General features: G+C 37.9%; 5 protein-coding genes. All 5 read left to right on the forward strand.

From position 1 onward, the window contains the following. Positions 1 to 10 precede the first annotated feature (10 nt). The 5 genes from ACTB0X_RS15835 to ACTB0X_RS15855 all read left to right on the forward strand — a co-directional run bounded on the left by ACTB0X_RS15835 (position 11) and on the right by ACTB0X_RS15855 (position 22,342). Entirely contained in the window at positions 11 to 2,806 is a 2,796-nt protein-coding gene (locus ACTB0X_RS15835; RefSeq protein WP_463026008.1) for a DNA gyrase/topoisomerase IV subunit A, read from the forward strand. Further along, positions 2,806 to 3,423: a rhomboid family intramembrane serine protease gene (locus tag ACTB0X_RS15840; protein ID WP_463026009.1), complete on the forward strand. Its 618-nt coding sequence runs from the start codon at positions 2,806 to 2,808 to the stop codon at positions 3,421 to 3,423. Before ACTB0X_RS15835 ends, ACTB0X_RS15840 begins: the two co-directional genes overlap by 1 nt. 1 nt (position 3,424) lies before the next feature. After that, entirely contained in the window at positions 3,425 to 4,246 is an 822-nt protein-coding gene (locus ACTB0X_RS15845) for an aminotransferase class IV (protein ID WP_463026010.1), read from the forward strand. Between the two features lie 229 nt (positions 4,247 to 4,475). Beyond that, entirely contained in the window at positions 4,476 to 14,867 is a 10,392-nt protein-coding gene (locus ACTB0X_RS15850; RefSeq protein ID WP_463026011.1) for a PA14 domain-containing protein, read from the forward strand. Between the two features lie 365 nt (positions 14,868 to 15,232). Then, entirely contained in the window at positions 15,233 to 22,342 is a 7,110-nt protein-coding gene (locus ACTB0X_RS15855; RefSeq protein ID WP_463026012.1) for a T9SS type A sorting domain-containing protein, read from the forward strand. Positions 22,343 to 22,363 lie beyond the last annotated feature (21 nt).

Below are 22,363 nucleotides of genomic sequence, written 5' to 3' on the forward strand. Positions count from 1 at the left end.
TTGAAGAAGAATGGCCGAAGATATAGATGACCCAATAGAAGACAGTAACGGAGAAGAACAAATAGAATCAACTGACAGTTCCGAATTAGGAAACGTTATCAACGTTTCAGGAATGTATAATGAATGGTTCTTAGATTATGCTTCATACGTTATTTTGGAACGTGCTGTTCCGCATATTAATGATGGTCTTAAGCCAGTTCAAAGAAGGATTCTACATTCATTGAAAGAATTGGATGACGGACGTTATCACAAAGTAGCGAATGTAATCGGAAATACCATGAAGTTTCACCCTCACGGTGATGCCTCAATTGGCGATGCCATGGTGCAAATAGGTCAGAAAGATTTACTCTTAGACTGTCAAGGAAACTGGGGGAATATTTTAACCGGAGACCGCGCGGCTGCTCCACGATACATTGAAGTTCGATTGTCCAAATTTGCGTTAGACGTTGTTTTTAATGCCAAGACGACAAAATGGGCTGCCTCTTATGACAGCAGAGGAAAAGAACCTGTTACATTGCCCGTAAAATTCCCATTGTTATTAGCACAAGGTGTAGAAGGAATCGCAGTAGGTCTGGCATGTAAGATGTTGCCTCATAATTTTATTGAGTTAATTGATTCATCCATAGCGATATTAAAGAATAAGCCATTTACGTTGGTTCCTGATTTTCAAACTGGAGGAGCTGCTGATTTTAGCAACTACAACGATGGAATTAGAGGTGGAAAAGTTAGAGTTCGAGCAAAAATTAGCCAAACCGATAAGAAGAATTTAGTCATTACTGAATTGCCTTTCGGAACCAATACTTCTAGTTTAATTGAATCCATTATCAAGGCCAATGATAAGGGGAAGATTAAAATCAAGAACATAGAAGACAACACTTCTGAAAATGTAGAAATAAATATTTTTCTACCCCCAGGTGTATCGCCTGATAAAATGATAGATGCGCTTTATGCATTCACGGACTGTGAGATTTCTATTTCGCCGAACAGTGGGGTAATTGAGGATAATAAGCCTAAGTTTTTAGGAGTGACTCAGATCCTTCGAATTTCCACCATGCAAACGAAGGATTTGCTGCAAATGGAGTTAGAAATAAGAAAAGGTGAGCTTCAAGAGCAATGGCATTTTTCATCCTTGGAGAAGATATTTATTGAAAACAGAATCTACCGCGACATTGAAGAGCAAGAAACAATGGAAGGGATCATTAAGGCTGTTTATGATGGATTAGCTCCATTTACGAAACACCTTTTGAGAGCGGTTACTGATGATGATGTCAACCGATTGTTGGAAATAAGAATCAAACGGATCTCTAAATTTGACAGTTTTAAAGCAGACGAATTAATCAAACGTATTGAAGATGAGATTGAAGAAATCAATCATCATTTAGCTAATTTGGTGGATTATACGATTGCTTACTTTAAAAGAATCAAAGAAAAGTACGGAAAAGGCAGAGAGCGAAAAACAGAAATTAAATCGTTTGAAACCATTGATGCAACAAAGGTTGCAGTAGCGAACACTAAATTATATGTGCAGCGAGCAGAGGGCTTCATTGGTCATGGTTTAAAAAAATCAGACGCTGAATTTGTTGCCGACTGTTCAGATATTGATGATATCATTATTATTCGTGAAGATGGAGTGATGATGGTCACAAAAATCAATTCAAAGACGTTTGTTGGAAAAAATATTATACATGTGGCAGTTTGGAAAAAAGGCGACAAGCGCACCACCTATAACTTAGTTTATCAAGATGGGGTATCTGGTCCGGCCATGATGAAGCGTTTTGCAGTCACTTCCATCACGAGAGATAAAGAATATGACTTAACGGCTGGGTCGCCAAAATCTAAAGTGTTGTATTTTTCTGCAAACCCGAATGGAGAAGCAGAGGTCGTGCACATTCAGTTGCGTCCGCGTCCGAAATTAAAAAAGTTGAAGTTTGACCTAGATTTTTCAGAATTAGCAATAAAGGGCCGTTCTGCAAAAGGAAATACGGTGACGAAGAATATCATTAGTAAAATTAAATTAAAGGAAGAGGGAGTCTCTACTTTGGGAGCGCGTAAGATTTGGTTTGACGATGCCGTTCAGCGATTAAACACCGAAGGAAGGGGAGAATTGTTGGGTGCTTTCAAGGCTGAAGATAAGATCTTGACTGTAATGCAATCGGGAACACTTCGATTGGTTGGATTCAATGTATCCAACCACTTTGACGACGATTTAATATTAATTGAAAAATGGAATCCTGAAAAGCCATTAGCTGCAGTGTATTTTGATGGTGATAAACAAGATTATTTTGTAAAACGATTCTTGGTTGAAGACTCTGATAAAAAGGTGCCTTTTATTACAGAACATGCTGATAGTCGGTTAGAGATTGTTTCTTCTGAAACACTGCCTGTTGTTTCAGTTTCCTTTAGAAAAGAAAAAGGGAAGGATGAACGACAAAGTGAAATCGTCAATTTGAATGAATTCATTGCTGTAAAAGGCTTCAAAGCATTGGGAAATAAATTGACTTCTTACAATGTGAAAGCAATCGACATTGTTCCGGTAGAAGAAGCAAAAGAAATCCTAGGAATTGAAGATGAGCCTGAAGTTGAGGAAGTAGATGAAGAAGAAGAGGATGGCGATGAAGAAGATGATGATGCAAATGATTCTAAAACAGACGACTCTGATTTAGTTGAAGAGAAATCTGTAGAAGAAGACGAAACACCCGCTATATCGAAGCAGTCTGATATTCAGAAAGAAAAAAATAGACCGCCTAAGAAAGGTCCGATCATTGACGCAAATGATGATGATGATAAACAAATAAGTTTGTTTTAATGAGTATTACTTTAATAATCATATTAATTACAGGAGTAATTTCAGCGATAGCTTTTAAGAATAGAGAGCTATTTAGTAAATTAGAATTTACCCCTTATGTGGTATTTCACCAAAAGGAATACTTCCGGTTTTTTACCCATGCCTTGTTGCATGCGGACTGGATGCATTTGTTGATTAATATGATGGTGCTGTGGTTTTTTGGAGAAACGACAGAGTATTTTTTTCAAGCTTATTTAGGAACAAAAGGAATTTTTTACTTCATATTGTTGTATGTTGGATCGGCTGTTTTTGCTTCATTACCTACTTTTAAAAAACACAAAGAGAATTATGCCTACAGAAGCGTAGGAGCTTCAGGGGCAGTGAGTGCCATTGTAATGAGTAGCGTTATTTTTAATCCATTAAACTCCATTTGTTTGTATGGGTTGATTTGTTTTCCCGGAATTGTTTGGGCCATTATTTATTTAATTTACTCCTTCCAAATGGCAAAAAAATCTTCCGATAACATCAATCACGATGCTCATTTCTGGGGAGCAGTTTTTGGAATAGTATTTACCATTGTTTCAATTCCATCCACTTTTATGAATTTTATCAATCAATTACTTTCTGTATTTAATTGATATGTATGTACTTTTAAACGATAAGGTACTTGCAGAGCAACAGACGAAATCGTTTGATAATAGAGCATTTAAATATGGTGATGGTGGGTTTGAAACCATTCGAGTGATCGATGGTGAGCCGATGCACGTTGATTTGCATTATACAAGATTGATTAATACCTGTTCAATTCTAGGGATAGAACCAACAAAAGAATTTACACCAGTTTCTTTTGAGGAAAGCCTAAAGAAAAGCATTGCTGTAAATTCAATCTCAAAAGGTGGGCGCATTCGGTATACTTATTTTAGAAGCGGTGGTGGAAAGTACACTCCAGAATCCAATGAATTAGAAACTTTCATTGAAGTTGAGCCCATAGATTCAAATCAATATGAATTGAATAAGAGAGGGCTGTCGTGTGGAATTTGTGAAGGAATTACATTGAATTATCATCAATTTTCAGCGTATAAAACGTTGAATGCATTGCCATACGTAATGGCGTCTCGATACAAGCAAGAGAAAAAGCTAGATAATGTGCTCTTATTAAATGATAGACAGTGTATTGTGGAGTTTGCAAATGCGAATATCTTCTTGATTAAGGGCAACTCAGTTTTTACACCACCGATTACTGAGGGTTGTATTGACGGAGTAATGCGAAAAGTGGTTCTTGAACTTTTAAAAAAGAAGAATTATAAAGTCCACATAGACCCCATTCATGTCAATGCATTGCAGCAAGCGGAAGAAGTGTTTGCGTGTAATTCAATCATTGGAATTCAGTGGGTTGGAGCAATAGGAACCAAAAGATATTTGAACAATCAGTTGAAGCAAATTTTTGCTGATTTATTTTAAAACCTAAACCTCTTTTTTTCGTAGATAAGTTCCAGATTATAATAAAGTTATCTCACTTATTTTGTTGCTTAATTATTCTTGAAAGATTATTAATTTTGGCAGCTTAAAAGTGATGGACTAATTGTTTATCCCTATTTGCATGCAACTTATCGAAAAGTGTATTGAATATAGCGCTTTAAGGTATTATTTTGTTGCTAATTGATCTTTACATTATTATTGCTTCAACCCTATGATAACTAACTTCTTCAATGGAATTAATAAGATAATATTTCTTTTAATTTTAATTTTTACTACAGTTTCTTCAAAAGCAGAGGGAACTAAGTCAGTGTGGAAAACCTTTACAGGACTTGGCACAGGTGATGAGAGTGGTGGTTTATTAGTGAACTACATCACAGATCCTGTAAATGGAGGTTATCCTGCTTATACTTTTAACTCTACATCTGATGAGCGGATGTATATCAATATTAAAGACTTTACCACAGAATCAATAAAGTTTGGGTTTAATGTTCGTCGTTTATGGTTTTCGGATTGTAATAATGTACCAACAATAAATGGAGATTATACCAATGCAAATACAGGAGGTAGACGAGTACATTGGAGATTAAAAGATCCGGATGGAAATGTGGTAGCTACTTCTGGTGCCTCTGGAATTCCATATTGGAATGGAGGAACTACTACAAGTACTACAGCTGGTTTTATTGGTACCTATAATGAAGCTGTAAATGGTCCTGATGGATACAATGGGGTTGGAACCACAGGATACACTCCTCTGACTCATACACCTACAAAAAATGGAGACTATTACTTTGAATTTAATTACAATAGTAACACCACTATGTTTAATAGCAGCGGTTGTTCATGGGCTACTATTGCTTTTAACTATTTTGATATTTCAGTTGCCAAAGGGACTGCTACAGTAAATGGACGTTTATGGTCGCGTCAATGGTCTTTAGCGACTGTTAACCGTGCTCCCAATGCAGGTACTTTATCAGAAAACTCTTCTAAATACCACGTTTATACCTCTGATAGTATTATCACGAAAATAGAATTGGATAAAGTGGTACCTGGATATTTTAACGTTATTGCAAATGAGAATGGGGTTGGGACAACAGGGAATTTTGCAAATGACTCTAAATCAACAGTAAGTCCTGCTGTTAAGCTGAATAGAAAGAATAGAATTTTTTTAAATACTCCTGATACAACAGTTTACCCTGCAAGATCATTGACTCGGTCAGTATCTCCTGTTTTTATTCAACGATGTAGTCAAGATGATCAATGTATTATTGTGGACCTTAATCGTCCAAGTAGTGCGAACTTATATATGGAGTTAAATGGTACACCAGGTTTTCAAGCTTCTACTACTGACCGTTTGATTTCTGCGACTGCTTTAGCGAGGGGAGCAAATTGTATTCCTTGGGATGGGCGAGACGGGTTAGGAAATTTTGTTCAGGATGGAGATACGATTTTTATTCAAATTTTATTTGAGTCTAATGTAACTCAAGTTCCTTTACAGGATATTGAATCCAATCCAAATGGGTTAAAAATATCTCTAGAGCTGCCCATTAGCGGATCGACTGCCGTGTATTGGGATGATTCCAATGTTGGAGGTTCATCTAATTTAACAGGGTGTATTGCAACTCCAAGTACTGGTTGCCATGCTTGGACAGGTACTTTTAGCACAGGTATAGGAAATGGGAATGTTATTAACTCTTATTGGTATTCAACTTTAGATACCTTAGTGGCGATTCCTATTAAAGATTCTACGTTCGCTATTAATATTGTGAATTCCAATTTGGATGTTTCATGTATTCCAACTTCAAATGTAGATCCTGGAAATATTGCTTTGATCAATTTTGCTGGGAATAGAACAAAAAGTTTTAGATGGAGCAGTTCAGGCACAGGAACTTTTACGCCGCATGATTCTACGTTGTATGCTGATTATATTCCATCTGCTCAAGATATAGAGTTTGGTGGAATCATTACTTTTTATTTAAGTCCAAGAACTGGATGTCCAGAAGCAACTGATTCTATTAAAGTGGATTTCGGGAATAGACCTGGTGGAGTTACTACAGGACTATTACGTTGGTTTAAGGCCAATGATGGGCCAAGAAATGCCGGAGCAACCGCTGCAACAAATGGGCAAATAGTTAAAACATGGAGAAATAAAGCTGCTTTAGGCAATGATGCAACTTCTGTTTCTACAGGACCAATTTTTACAACCAATGTTTTTAATAACAATCCTGGATTGGTTTTTTCTGACAACGACAATCAAAGAATGACTTTTCCAGTGAGTTTTGGATCTTTGGTGGCAGGAAATGGCACATATGATGCAACAAACTCAACAGGAATAACAGATGGGATTCGGGCAAATGGAGCACCTGATAATCAATTTGCTCAAATTTATGATGAAACAGATCGACTAGTACTAGACCTTGGACAAGTATTGCCCAGTGGTTCAACTTATACTTTGGTTTGGAGAAGAAAGGCGGCATATAATAATACAGCAGCAGCAGATATGGTTGTAGAAGAATCATTGTCTCCCAATTCTGGTTTTTCTACTCATCCAACAAATCCTCAAACATCTGATCGAGTTAATTATACTTCTACCAATCTAGTAACTCAAGTACCAACTAGGTACATTCGAATTAGACCAGAAACTGGAACTAATGATGATATTGATTTTGATGCAGTAACTTATTCAATTGATAGCCGGAAAAATGAAACAGTATTCTTAGTAGCGAAGAAAACAAACAATACAGCTAATACCTATTTGAGTGAAGGATCAACAAATGATTTTAGAACATTCTTTGGAGAAACAGCCAACAATCCAAGATTTAGATTTCAAGGGACAGGGACTACTGTAAGTGCATCTCCATTAATTCCCAACAATGAGGCATTTGTTTCTGCATATCAAGTCAATTGGGCAGGTAATGAGCAAGTGATATTCAATGGAGTGACTGCTTATAATGCAGATTTTGGGGCTATAAACCCTGCAACTTCATTTATATTGGGAAATAATTCTAACAATTCTGGGGAATTAGCTGGAGCTATCGGAGAAGTAATCGTTTACAATCAGGTGTTGACCTCATTGGAAATTCAAAAGATTGAATCTTATTTAGCCATAAAGTACGGTATTACTTTAAATCGAAATTATTTAGATAGTGATGGGAATGTCATTTTTACAGCAGATGGGCCTGGTGCTCAGGTATACGATAATGATATTGCCGGTATTGGTTTTGAAGAATGTGCAATTGAGCTGAATCAGCAAAAAAGTATGAGTCAAAACACCGACCGAGTGGTGCAAATGTCAAACTCTACCAGTCTGAATGAACAAGATTATTTGATTTGGGCGAATGACAATGGATCATTGGCAACAAAAAATACTTCAGATGTTAATTCATTATATTTTACAGAAAGAGTGACTAGGGTTTGGAAAGCTCAATCAACAGGGAATACAGGAACAGTTAAGTTGGCATTCTTTTTAGGAAATATAACGGCATCTCCTACAGATATTAAAAAGTACGGATTGATCATGGGAAATACGCCTACTATGGCTAATGGAACAATGTCAGCTTACACAAAATATATCTCAAACGACACTTTGTATTTTGAAGGAGTTTCTTTCTCAGGAACCAAATACTTTACATTGGCTACTAGCATTGTGGATAGAGACAATGATGGCGTTGCAGATGAAAATGATTTAGATGCCGACAATGATGGGATCCTTAATTCGGATGAGTTAAATGGTTGTACCGGCGCATTGACCTATGAGTTTTATAGTACTGCTGTTGTTGGATCTACAGTGAATAATATTCCAACCACTGGTGCTGCGAGTATTAGTACAATTAGCAATTTTAATGTGAACGCACTAGCGCTCGCGATTAAAGGAAATGGAGATAATTACAGTATTCGTTATAAGGGGTTTATTACTATTGCAACTTCAGGCGATTATACTTTTTACACTTCTTCAGATGACGGTTCTAAACTATTTATTGGAGGCTCTGCAGTTGTTGACAACGATGGAGCGCATGCTAACCAAGAAGCTTCTGGAAATATTTATTTAAACAAAGGCACTTATCCAATTACACTCTTATTCTTTGAAGATGCAGGTGGTGATGTGCTTTCATTAAGCTATGCTGGACCTTCTATTTCTAAACAAGCTGTTCCTTTTAGTATTTTAAGTTCTGTTTGTGATTCTGATGGAGATGGAGTACCCAATTATCTGGATTTAGATTCTGATAATGATGGTGTCCTTGATATTTACGAATCAGGAATTCCTCTAGCGACTATAAATACGTTAGATCTAAACCATGACGGTATCATCGATGCAACATTCAATTTTGGTTCAAATGGATTTGTAAATAACTTGGAAACAGTTGCTGATAATGGAATCAAGACTTACACACTTGCCGATAGAGATGGGGATGGTGTAAAAGATCAATTTGATTTAGATTCAGATAACGATGGAATTACAGATTTAGCCGAGAATGGAAATGGAACAGATGCCAATAATGATGGTATCGTAGATGGCAGTTCTGATGCAGATGGTGATGGAATTTTAAGTTCTGCAGATTCAAATAATGGAGTAGCAGGTTCTCCAAATACGATTCCAAGAGACACTGATGGAGATGGCGTATTTAATTATCTGGATTTAGATTCAGACAATGATGGCGTTACCGATCTAGCAGAAAATGGAAAAGGAACCGATGCCAACAATGATGGGATAGTAGATGGAACAACAGACGCAGACAAGGATGGAATTATCGATTCAGCCGATAACAACACTGCAGTAAAAGGTTCACCTAATAGTACTCCAAGAGATACAGATGGTGATGGAAAACCAAATTATTTAGATTTAGATTCAGATAATGATGGGATTACAGATTTAGCCGAGAATGGAAACGGAACAGACACCAATAATGATGGTATAGTAGACGGTTCAACGGATGCAGATAAAGATGGTATTTTGGATTCTGCGGATAGCAATACATCTGTTCTAGGCTCTCCAAATAGACCGGCAAAAGACACAGATGGCGATGGAAAACCAAACTTTATAGATTTGGATTCAGATAATGATGGAATCACTGATTTAGCTGAAAATCCTTCAGGAACCGGTATTGATGCCGATAACAATGGAGTACTTGATGGCTCAGCTGATGCTGACGGGGATGGAATTTTAGATTCTGCAGATAGCAATGATGGGTTGAGAGGATCTCCAAATACAGTTCCAACCAATAGTGATGCTGATGCAGTTCCTAACTTTTTGGATTTAGATTCTGACAACGATGGAATCTTTGATGTCCAAGAAAATGGGAATGGCACAGACTCAGATAATAATGGTGTTGTTGATGGAACTTCTGATACTGATGGAGATGGTATTCTGAACAGTGCAGATAACAATAGTGCTGTTTTTGGTTCTCCAAATTCAGCTCCTAGAAATTCTGATGCAGACGGTGTTCCAAACTACTTAGATTTAGATTCTGACAACGATGGAATTACTGATTTTGCAGAAAACCCAAATTCTACAGGAGTAGATGCCAACAATGATGGAATAATTGATGGTTCAACTGATGCAGATGGTGATGGAATTTTAAATTCTGCTGATTCAAACAATAGTTTATTTGGATCACCAAATTCACCTGTTTCTAATGTAGATGGAGATGCATTGCCAAACTTTATTGACTTAGATTCGGATAACGATGGAATTACCGATTTAAAAGAGAATCCTGCAGGAACAGGAACAGATGCTAATAATGATGGAATTGTTGATGGAACTGCTGATACGGATGGCGATGGAATTCTAAATAGTGCCGATAGCAATGCTGGAGTAAAAGGTTCTCCTAATACTGTTCCTTCTAACACTGATGGGAATGGGTATGCAAACTTCTTAGACTTAGATTCTGACAATGATGGAATTACTGATTTAGCAGAAAATAGAGGTACAGGTACTGATGCCAATAACGATGGAGTTATAGATGGAAATACAGATATTGATGGCGATGGTATTTTGGATTCTGGTGATAGTAATACTGGAGTGAAAGGTTCACCAAATAATACGCCTAGAGATTCGGATGGAGATGGAAAACCAAACTACATTGATTTAGACTCAGATAACGACGGAATAACTGACTTAGCTGAAAGTGGAAGAGGAACTGACGCCAATACTGATGGTGTGGTGGATGGTACTACTGATATTGATAGGGATGGAATTATTGATAGTGCTGATTTGAATACAGGTGCATTTGGTTCTCCTAATGGTGCACCAACTAACTCGGATGCGGATGCGCTTCCTAACTTCTTGGATTTAGATTCAGATAACGATGGAATCACAGATTTAAAAGAGAATCCCACAGGAACTGGAACAGATGCAAATAATGACGGTATCGTAGATGGATCAACTGATACAGATGGTGATGGAATACTAAACAGTGCAGATAAAAACAACAGCGCAATAGGATCGCCTGGATCTGCTCCTACAAATACAGACGGTGATGGAAAAGCAAACTTTATCGATCTAGATTCTGATAACGATGGGATCACTGATTTGAAAGAAAATATTGGAGGAACCGGAACGGATTCTAATAATGATGGAGTAGTAGACGGAACTGCTGATGCAGATAGCGATGGTATTTTGGACAGTGCAGACAGTAACGATGGAGTAGCCGGTTCACCGAATACGATTCCAACAGATACTGACGGCGACGGAACACCAAACTACATTGACTTAGATTCAGACAATGATGGAATTACAGATTTAGCTGAAAATAGAGGAACGGGGACAGATGCTAATAATGACGGGGTTGTTGATGGTTCTTCGGATACAGATGGTGATGGAATATTGAACTCTGCTGATATTAATAATGGTGCGATTGGGTCACCAAATAATTCACCAAGAGATACAGATGGAGATGGGAAAGCGAACTTTATCGATTTAGATTCAGACAACGATGGAATCACTGATTTAAAGGAAAATCCAACGGGAACTGGCACAGATTCAAATAACGATGGAATCGTAGATGGTTCTGCTGATGCGGATAAAGATGGTATTTTAGATTCTGCTGATAGTAATGACGCTGCTTTTGGATCACCAAACTCAGCACCAACAAATTCAGATTTAGATGCATTGCCAAACTTTATAGATTTGGATTCCGATAACGATGGGATTACAGATTTGTTTGAAAATCAGGTTAACAGAGCGAATGATACGGATAATAATGGGGTAATAGACGGCTCTGCTGATGCAGACGGAGATGGAATTCTTGATGCACCTGATAGTAATGATGGATTGAGAGGTTCACCTAATACAGTTCCTTTAGATACAGATGAAGATGGGAAACCAAACTTTATCGATATTGATTCTGATAATGATGGAATCACAGACTTGAAAGAGAATCCAACAGGAACAGGAGTAGATGCTAACAATAACGGAGTAGTTGATGGAACAGCAGATGCGGATGGTGATGGAGTATTGGATTCTGCAGATAGTAATGATGCTGCTTTTGGAACACCGAATACTACCCCTCAAGATTTTGATGGAGACGGCCTAGCAAACTTTATCGATATTGATGCTGACAATGATGGTATCATTGACAACATTGAAGCGCAAGGCTCGACCGCAAATCCTATCAGAGCTTTAGGTTCAGATACTGATGGAGATGGATTGGACAATGCGTTTGAAAGCACCAATGGGTTAGTTCCTGTAAATACAGATGGGACTGACAATCCTGATTATTTGGATTTAGATTCAGACAATGATTTAATTTCAGACTTAATTGAAGGATGGGATACGGATGGAGATTTAACAGCCAATACTTTACCTTCCGGTGATGATACTGATAATGATGGACTAGATAACAATTTTGATCGTGTAAATGGTCGAAATTCAACAACAAACCCATCTAACCTTTCTCAAAATTCAAACTTCTTCCCTAATGTGACAACAGCAGCAACGGCAGAAAGAGATTGGAGAGAAGAGAAAGATACAGATGGAGACGGAATAGCTGATGGAGTAGATATCGACAAGGACAATGATGGTATTTTAGACATCAATGAATGTGCATCAACGAAATCTTATCCAATTGTTGGTGGGAATAACGGGAGTACAACCAACTTTAATCAAGTTGGAGTTTCTATGGCTTACTTTGATTTTGTTTCTATCGACAACTCCATGTCATTGACAGTGAATGGCTCAGTTTTAAATGCTAAGAATATTTTGCAATTAGATGCTGCAACTTATAGCGCTGCGACAGAAGTTTTAATGGTTTTTACATCAGATAATGGTGGGATGACCACTCCTTGGGTTGCAAATACAAATGGATTACCACGCATTCGCATATTTATAGATGTCATAGGGAAGGTTTCTGTATTTGGAACTAGGACAACCACTTCTACCATTATGGAATTGATGAAGCCTTCTGATGGAACTATATTTAATAAAGTGAATTTTGTGGCAGGTTCCAATACCTTTAGCGTTGTCAATCTTGATGGTTCTGGACCAGATAACATTAATGGATCTGCATATCTAACAAGTAGCTGCGACAACGATGGTGATGGAGTGCCTAACTACCTTGATTTAGATTCCGACAATGATGGAATTCCTGATATAATAGAAGCTGGTGGCGTTGATAACAACAATGATGGTTCTGTGGATAATATTGCTGATACTGATGGCAATGGTTGGGCAAATACTTTTGATCCAAACAATGGAGGAACACCCTTAGCTGATTTAGATTTAGATGGTGATGGAATAAAAAATCGATTAGATTTAGATTCTGACAACGATGGAATTGCAGATGTAGTGGAAGCAGGCGGAGCCGATGTTGACAACAATGGAATGTTAGATGGATCTAGTGACGCAAATAACAATGGATGGCTAGATTTAGTAGATCCCGCCAATGGAGGATCTCCTTTGCCAATTACAAATACGGATAGTGATCCATACCCTAATTATCTAGACAGAGATAGTGACAATGACGGGTTGACAGATACCTTCGAAGCAGGTGGTCCTGATGCTGGAAATGATGGTGTGGTAGATGGATTCACTGATGTAAATAAGAATGGATGGGATGATGCGGAAGAAGTTACTCGCTTCCCTATGACAAATACTGATGGAGACTCTCAACCGAACTATTTAGATAAAGACAGTGATGGCGATGGTATTCCTGATGCGATGGAAGCAGGAGGGATTGATGCTAATGGTGATGGAGAATTAGATGCCTCTGGAGATTCTGATGGTGATGGATTATTTAATATCAATGATGGGGTAGCTCCTTCAAAACCCAATAAAGATGGTGACTCTGTTCCTGATTATTTAGATTTAGATTCTGACAATGATGGAATAGCTGATGTAATCGAAGCCGGTGGTGTAGATGCTAATAATGATGGTAAACAAGATGGTGTAGATGCAGATTTTGACGGCTATAGTGATGCAGTAGATACAGATAATGGTGGTACTAAATTGCCTTTGACTGATACTGATGGTGATGGAATTCCAAACTATTTAGATATTGATTCTGACAATGATGGATTAATTGATAATGTGGAAGGGCAATCTACAGCTGGGTTTAGAGCACCAACAGGTATTGATACAGACGGAGATGGATGGGACAACCGTTATGACTCAAACAATGGAGGAACTGCAATAACCTTGAACAATCAAGAAAATTCAGGCGCTCCAGATTACCTAGATTTTGATACTGATGGTGATGGGCAACCTGACTGGATCGAAGGTTTTGATGATGATGTTGAAGGGGATGCTTTAAAGGATTTAAAGATTAGAGCCACTGCATTTGTTTCTGCAGGAGGAAATGCAAACTTTTATAACAATAGTCTAGACGCTGATGCTGATCAAATACCAAACTGGTTAGAAGACGCCGATTTAGATGGTCAACCTAATTTCTTAGATCCTGATAGCCCATTTTACCACGATACTGATAACGATGGTTTGATTGACTTATATGATACGGATAATTTTGGAGTAGCTTCAATTTATCCAAATATGGATGCAGATTTAGAACCTGACTGGAGGGATACCGATAATGCGACCACCTTGCCAATTACCTTAATTGGTTTTGATGCTGAAAAGAAAGTAGAAAGTGTTCTATTAACTTGGGAAACCTTGGCTGAAATCAACAACGATTATTTTACTATCGAGAAAACCAAAGATGGGGTGAATTATGTTGAAGTTGGAAGAGTGAAAGGTGCAGGTAACTCTTTAGAAAAATTGAGTTATGATTTAATGGACTTTGATCCTTATAATGGTGTTTCTTATTACCGATTAAAACAAACAGATTTCAATGGAGAATTTACGTATTCAGAATTGAGAGCTGTTGAGTTTGGAGCTTCATCTATTGTAGAGAAATCAAATCTTTACCCCAACCCAACAAATGGGGATCAATTATTTTTTAATCTGCAATCAGAAGAAAGTGGCCGATTGGAATTACAAATCCATACAATGAATGGTGAGTTAATAAAAACTAGATTAATTATTTTGGACGGGATGGATACCAATTATGAGTTCGAGTTGTTAAAAGGAACTCAATTGGCTGTTGGAGCTTATATGGTTACTTATTCACTGAATAAAAAAATAATCGGAACTAAACGATTTGTCGTGAAACAATAGAAATATATTTTGAATAAATAAAAAAGGGAGAAGTGTTTTTTACACTTCTCCCTTTTTTATTTGAAACTAATACAATATACGTACGTATACAAGGAGTCTCTGAAATTAATGTGTAATTAGAGTTCAGAATCACAATAATATTATTGTAAAGAAAGGTTCAATTAACTTTATATGGTATTATATATCATTTTATTAGAAAAGTTAATAGTATTAATATTAATATTTTTTATATTGCGCTTTTCAATGGAAAATAGAATGCTATCCTTAGATAGTAAGTTTCTAAATTAACTATTGTTGTTGACTATTTTTTTATTATTATTCATTGTAAATCAAGCATCTAAGTTATTTGTTTTAACTTTTATTCTATGAAAAGAAACATTACTTTTTTCAAATCTATAACAGCTTTATGTTTACTAGTAATAATTAGTGCCATTAATGGTTATTCACAAATACTTCACAATACTACTTGCCCTTCAATAAGTACCAATTTTTCATTGGATTGGGATTTAACACCTTCAGGAACACAATTTAATTGGGGTGCAAATGGAACTACATCCTTTACAGCAAGTAACATTCAAGGAACAGGAAATTCAATTGCATTTAGTGTTACAGGAGCAACAGGAACGTTAGCAAGCGAAGGTGGAAAATTAACCCCATCTTTAAATACTACTTTAAGTGGCGGAGCAGAAGCTCTTCATATTTCTTCCTCTGGGTTAACATCCACACAAAAAATAACAGTAACAATGACCTTCACACCTGCTTTGGCAGGAAATATTGCTTTTGATTTATATAATGTTAGAAGATTAGTTGGCGGCGGTGCTGGTCAGCAATTGGAAGTGTATGGTTTAACTTCTACCGGATATGCATTAGTTCCTGAATTGACCAATAACGGCTCTCCTTCATGGGAGTTGGAAGGTCCGGGAGTGGTTGATGGCAATGCATCAAGTAATGCAGGAACAAATGATCAAGTGGGAATAGCCTTCAAAAGTATTTCTGATATTTCAACAATAACTATCGTTTTAAGAAGATGTGCCACTTGTGGAAATGCGACAAACACAGAGTTTGCAATTGGAGATATTGATATTTGTTTAACTCCAGATACAGATCAAGATGGAATTTCAGATACAAAAGATGAAGATGATGATAATGATGGAATTCCAGATGTAATTGAAAAATGTGCTCCATCAACTCCAGTAGTTGCAGAATGGGACAATATGCCGTATACAAACGGAGATCCTTCAAATACCTATGCACTGCCTGACGGAACAAACATGACGGTTGCAATTGCTTCAAATGGAGCCTCAATTGTTACAGGTGAAACGAATTCCAATATTACGGGGGGAAATGCGGGAGGAACTGTTGGATTATTTCTGAATGGAAATCAGAACCTGCAAGTAAATAGTATTGATATTAGTTTTAAGTGGGATCAAGCCATTGATGATTTATCCTATACTCTTTTTGATGTAGATCAATTAGGAGGACAATACGTAGATTCAGTTACTATAATTGGTTTTTATAATGGTTTCGTAGTATTTCCTGTAATGACAGGAAGTGCAAATAACACTATTACGACTAACAGAGCTGAAGGTGACGTAAGTACTGCTGATAATTTAGCAACAGCCAATGTTGACGTCCAATTTTCTGAGCCTATAGATAGTATGATTATCTTCTATGGGAATGGATCAAATTCTCCAGCCGCTCCAGGAAATCAATGGATAACCATTTGGGATTTAACATATGTTGGTGATTGTGGATCAACTGATTCCGATGGGGACGGAGTAGATGATTACTTAGATATTGATGCAGATAATGATGGTATTGTTGACAATATTGAAAGACAAGGCTCTACAGCGAGCCCAATTATTCCATCTGGAGTGGATCTGAATACCAATGGGATTGATGATAATTATGAAAGCTTTCCTGTTTCGGTTATAGATACAGATGGTGATGGAATTCCTGACTTTAAGGATCCTGATTCAGATAATGATGGCGATTTGGATTTAATAGAAGGTTGGGATACCAATAACGATGGTATTGCGAATACACTCCCTCAAAATACTGATCCAGATGGTGATGGTTTGGATGGGTTAGCTAATTTAAGTGGATTTGATGATCAAAATGGATGGAATTCAACAACTAACATTACGAATAATGGTCAGACTTCCTCCTTCTTTCCCAATTTAGATGAGGTGGGAACCATTGAAAGAGATTGGCGAGAGGATAATGATTTTGATGGCGATGGAATTCAGAATTATGCAGACATAGATGATGATAATGACGGAATATTGGATATCAATGAAGGTCGAGGTTCTAATAATCCTAGTGGGGATGAAGATGGTGATGGAATCCAAAACTGGTCTGATGCCACAGATAATGGAAACGGTGGAGACGGAAGTATTACCAATTACACCGATTCAAATGGTGATGGAATTCCCGATGTTTATGATGTAGATTTTGATGGACTTCCTAACCACATGGATCTAGACAGTGATGGAGATGGAATAGCGGATATTGTCGAAGCAGGAGGTGTTGATACTGATGGAGATGGAATAGTTGATGGAGTATTTGATGATGGAACTACAGTCGATGGTTGGTCTGATGTATTTGATGTCGCTGATGGTGGAGCTGCTTTGCCTGATGTTGACCAAGATGCTGATGGGAAACAAAACCATTTAGATATTGATGCTGATAATGATGGTATCCCTGATCTAATTGAATCTCAAGCTTCCGGTGCATTAATTACACCTAGCGGTTCAGATGCTGATGAGGACGGGATAGATAATAATTTTGACGCCGACTTTAGTGGCTCAAATCGATTGACCGATCCTGTAAATACTGATGCCGTAGATAATCCCGATTATATCGATTCCAACTCTGATAATGATGTAGATACTGATCAAGTGGAAGGTTGGGATACCAATAATAACGGAACAGCGAATACTTTACCTTCTGGTGTTGATACTGATAATGATGGGTTAGATAACAACTTTGATAGTTACAACATGTCGCTGTTACAAAATTATGCTACAAACGCAACAGACAATGGAAAAACTTCAGCCTCATTTCCTGATTTAGATACACCAGGTGGAGAGTTAGATTGGCGATCGATAAACAATACGAATGACAACGATGGGGATGGAATATTAAATGCAGACGACATTGATGACGATAATGATGGGATCTTAGATGTTGACGAAAGTGAATGTTCAGCAGCAGTAAATGCTACTTCTAGTGGAATTGGTTCATATACAGCAGTAGCAGATGGAATTATTACCGTTTCGATTAACGGTGGTGATGGCGGAGGCGCTGCGACTCGTGGTGGTAGTGGTGCCACTATTAATGCAACTTTTAGTGTATTAAATGGAGATATAATTCGATATGTAGTTGGCGCAGGAAGTGGAGCTGCCAGTGGTGGTTCTGCCGGTGGTGCAGGAAGTACAGGTCTTTTTATAAACAATACCTTGATGATGGTTGCAGGTGGTGGAGCCGGTGGCGATAATTCAGGAGGTGGAGTTGGATTAGGCGCGAGTGCAACAACTTCAGGATTCAATGGAACAGGCACAACTCCCGGTTCAGGTGGAGCAGGAGGAAATGGAGGTACTGTTGGATCAAGTAATGCTGGAGCAGGTGGAGGAATAAATTCAAATGGAGCAAGTTCTAATGCCGGTGGTGGAGCAGCCGCAGACTTAGTTCCTTCAAATGGAGTAACATTTGTTGCAGGTGGCGCTTCAAGTGGAGGAGGTAGTTACTCTGCTGGTGGTGGTGGTTTTACTGGCGGTGGTGGTGGTGCTTCTGGAGCATATTCTGGCGGCGGGGGCGGATACTCTGGTGGTGGTGCAGCAGGTGGCAGTGGTGGTGCTGGTGGTGGCGGTTCTTATTTGAACACTGGAAGTGCTAGTTACATTAGTGGAAGTATAACGGCTGGAGCAACTGGAGCAGGAGGATTAGTAAATAGTGCTGGGGCAGCTGGATTTGTTACCATAAATGTTTGCAATAGTAAAGATACAGACAATGATGGTGTTAGAGATTCCTATGATCTAGATTCAGATGGTGATGGAATCGCTGATATTGTAGAAGCCGGAGGTATTGATACCGACGGAAATGGTATTGTAGATGGAGCATTTAACGATGGTAATAATTCTGATGGTTGGTCAAATGTATTTGATAATCAAAACGGAAGTGGGGGGACACCACTTGTAGATGCTGATACCGATGGTGATGGATTAGAAGATAGAATAGATTTAGATGCTGATGGAGATGGTATAATCGATATTATAGAGTCTCAACCAACTGGAATACTTATTTCTCCATCTGGAATGGATGCTGATGGTGACGGAATAGATGATAATTTTGATACCAATGAGGGAAATAGTTTAACAGCACCACAAAATACTGACGTAACCGATAATCCCGATTATTCAGATACAGATTCTGATAACGATGGAGATCCTGATTCAGAAGAAGGCTGGGATACAGATAATGATGGGAATGCCAATACGAATCCTGCCGGAGCAGATGCAGACGGGGATGGAATAGATGATAATTTTGACAATATAGTAGGACCTAACAACACGACCAACATCACAAACGGTGGTCAATCTTCAGGTATTTTCCCCAATTTAGATAGAACAGGAACTCCAGAATTGGATTGGAGAGAAGATTTTGATAACGATAATGATGGTATTACCGACGAAAATGACATTGACGATGACAACGATGGAATTCCTGATTCGGAAGAATGTGATGCAAGCATTATTTTTGAAGGAGGGTTTGATGGAATTGGGGGATTAAGTACTGGTGTAAATAATCTAGGTGTTGATATTTCACCATGGATATTAACTTCTGGTGGAACAAACGTCATAAAAGTGGACGGAGCAGGAGGAACCACTTATGGTATAGGTGGTCCTGAGTTTGATGCTAAAGGTGGTGCCGGTAATTATTTTGATGTAAATGGCACGGGTAGCATTTATCAGACATTTGTTGTAACAACCACGCAAATCTTGTTTTATGAAGGATTTTTCTCTGCACGAGATGGAGCAACAGGAACTGGAGATATCAGTATCCGATCTGGTACAGGTATCGGGGGTAGTATAATTTCAACTACAGGAACTTTGACTACTAGTGATAATGTAAATTGGTCTTACACCTCAAACTCTGTAACGCTGACTCCTGGAACTTACTCCTATGTGGTGACTTTGAGTAATCCTATCAACTTTGATGAAGGGGCAATTATTATTATTTGTGATTCAGATAATGATGGCATACCTAATCAATACGATCTAGATAGTGATGGAGATGGAATAGCTGATATAATAGAAGCGGGCGGTGTCGATGCTGATGGCAATGGTATTGTTGATGACGAAACTGATTCAAATAACGATGGATGGGCAAATACCTTTGATCCAATTAATGGTGGTACTCCTTTAGCAGATTTGGATACCGATGCTGATGGGCTTAAAAATCGAGTAGATATAGATGCTGATAATGATGGTATTATTGATATTATCGAATCACAAGTATCAGGAACTTTAATTATTCCAAGTGGAATAGATAGCGATGGTGACGGAATTGATAATAATTTCGATCTTGATTTAGCAGGAAGTTTAACTGTGCCAACAAATACTGATGGAACAGATAATCCAGACTATACCGATACCAATTCAGACAATGATGGTCAAAGCGACTTAATAGAAGCATGGGATATCGATAATGACGGAATAGCAGATACCAATCCGGCTGGCACAGATACCGATGGTGATGGACTCGATGATAATTTTGATGATGTCGTTGGACCAAACAATACAACGAACGTAACGAATAATGGACAGTCTTCAAGTAGTTTTCCAAACTTAGATAATGGAAATACCTCAGAAAGAGACTGGAGAGAAATACAGGATGCAGATTCAGATGGAGTAGCGGATGAGTTTGATGTAGATGATGATAATGATGGAATTCTTGATGTAAACGAAGGCTTATTTGGCAATAATCCCGCAGGAGATGAAGATGGAGATGGGATATTAAACTATTTAGATGTTTCTGATGGGGGAAATGGCGGCGATGGTTCAACAACTAATTATACCGATGTTGATGGAAATGGGATTCCTGATGTTTTTGATATAGATGGAGATGGTGTTCCAAACCATTTTGATTTAGATTCAGATGACGATGGAATAGCAGATATTATAGAGGCGGGTGGTGTTGATACTGATGGCGACGGTTCTGTGGACGGTGTCTTTATTGATGGTATAAACGTTGATGGTTGGTCGCAAGATTTTGATATAGCAGATGGTGGAACAGCGCTACCTGTAACAGATACTGATGGCGATGGATTAGAGAATTATTTAGACCTAGATTCTGATACGGATGGGATATTGGATAATATTGAAGGTCAAACCACCTTAGGCTTTCGATCACCTATAAATGTGGATATAGATGGCGATGGTTGGGATGATGAATACGATGGTGATGTAACCAATGGAACCAATGGAACGCCAATTGTTTTATCTAATAATGATGGGGCAGGAGATCCTGATTATATTGATGGAGATACAGATGGTGATGGATTAGTAGATTGGATGGAAGGGTTCGATGACAATAACTCGGAAGATGCTTTAGATGATTTTATAAACAGAGCCGATGCATTTGAATTGGGACTTGGGAATCCTTTGTATTATGTGAGTGCATTAGATACTGATTTAGATGGCATTCCAAATTTCTTGGAAGATGATAATACGAATGGTATTCCAAATTTCGCTGATCCTGCAAGTATTTATTTTCATGATACTGACAATGACGGATTAAGTGATTTCGTAGATCCTGATAATGGTGGCACGCCTAGTTTACTTCCCGATGGAGACGGAGATGCTGAGTATGATTTTAGAGATACAGATAACTCCATTACTTTACCGATTACTTTATTAAGCTTCGAAGCTGAGAAGCAATTCACGAATGTAATGTTGACTTGGGTGACAGAATCAGAAGTCAATAACGATTTCTTTACCATTGAAAAATCAAAAGATGGTGTGTCTTTTGAGTTGATAGGAACCGTAAGAGGTGCAGGTAACTCTTTAGAAAAATTGAGTTATGATTTAATGGACTTTGCTCCTTATAATGGTGTTTCTTATTACCGATTAAAACAAACAGATTTCAATGGAGAATTTACGTATTCAGAATTGAGAGCTGTTGAGTTTGGAGCTTCGTCTATTGTAGAGAAATCAAATCTTTACCCCAACCCAACAAATGGTGATCAATTATTTTTTAATCTGCAATCAGAAGAAAGTGGCCGATTGGAATTACAAATCCATACAATGAATGGTGAGTTAATAAAAACTAGATTAATTATTTTAGACGGGATGGATACCAATTATGAGTTCGAATTGTTAAAAGGAACTCAATTGGCTGTTGGAACTTATATGGTTACTTATTCACTGAATAAAAAAAATATCGGAACTAAACGATTTGTCGTGAAACAATAGAATTAGAATGTCGCCTATCAA

The sequence above is a fragment of the Acidiluteibacter sp. genome, assembly GCF_055129545.1.

Coding starts and splice junctions, on each gene's coding strand:
- ACTB0X_RS15835 (WP_463026008.1), top strand. CDS start 11: ATGGCCGAAGATATAGATGACCCAATAGAAGACAGTAACGGAGAAGAA.
- ACTB0X_RS15840 (WP_463026009.1), top strand. CDS start 2,806: ATGAGTATTACTTTAATAATCATATTAATTACAGGAGTAATTTCAGCG.
- ACTB0X_RS15855 (WP_463026012.1), top strand. CDS start 15,233: ATGAAAAGAAACATTACTTTTTTCAAATCTATAACAGCTTTATGTTTA.
- ACTB0X_RS15850 (WP_463026011.1), top strand. CDS start 4,476: ATGATAACTAACTTCTTCAATGGAATTAATAAGATAATATTTCTTTTA.
- ACTB0X_RS15845 (WP_463026010.1), top strand. CDS start 3,425: ATGTATGTACTTTTAAACGATAAGGTACTTGCAGAGCAACAGACGAAA.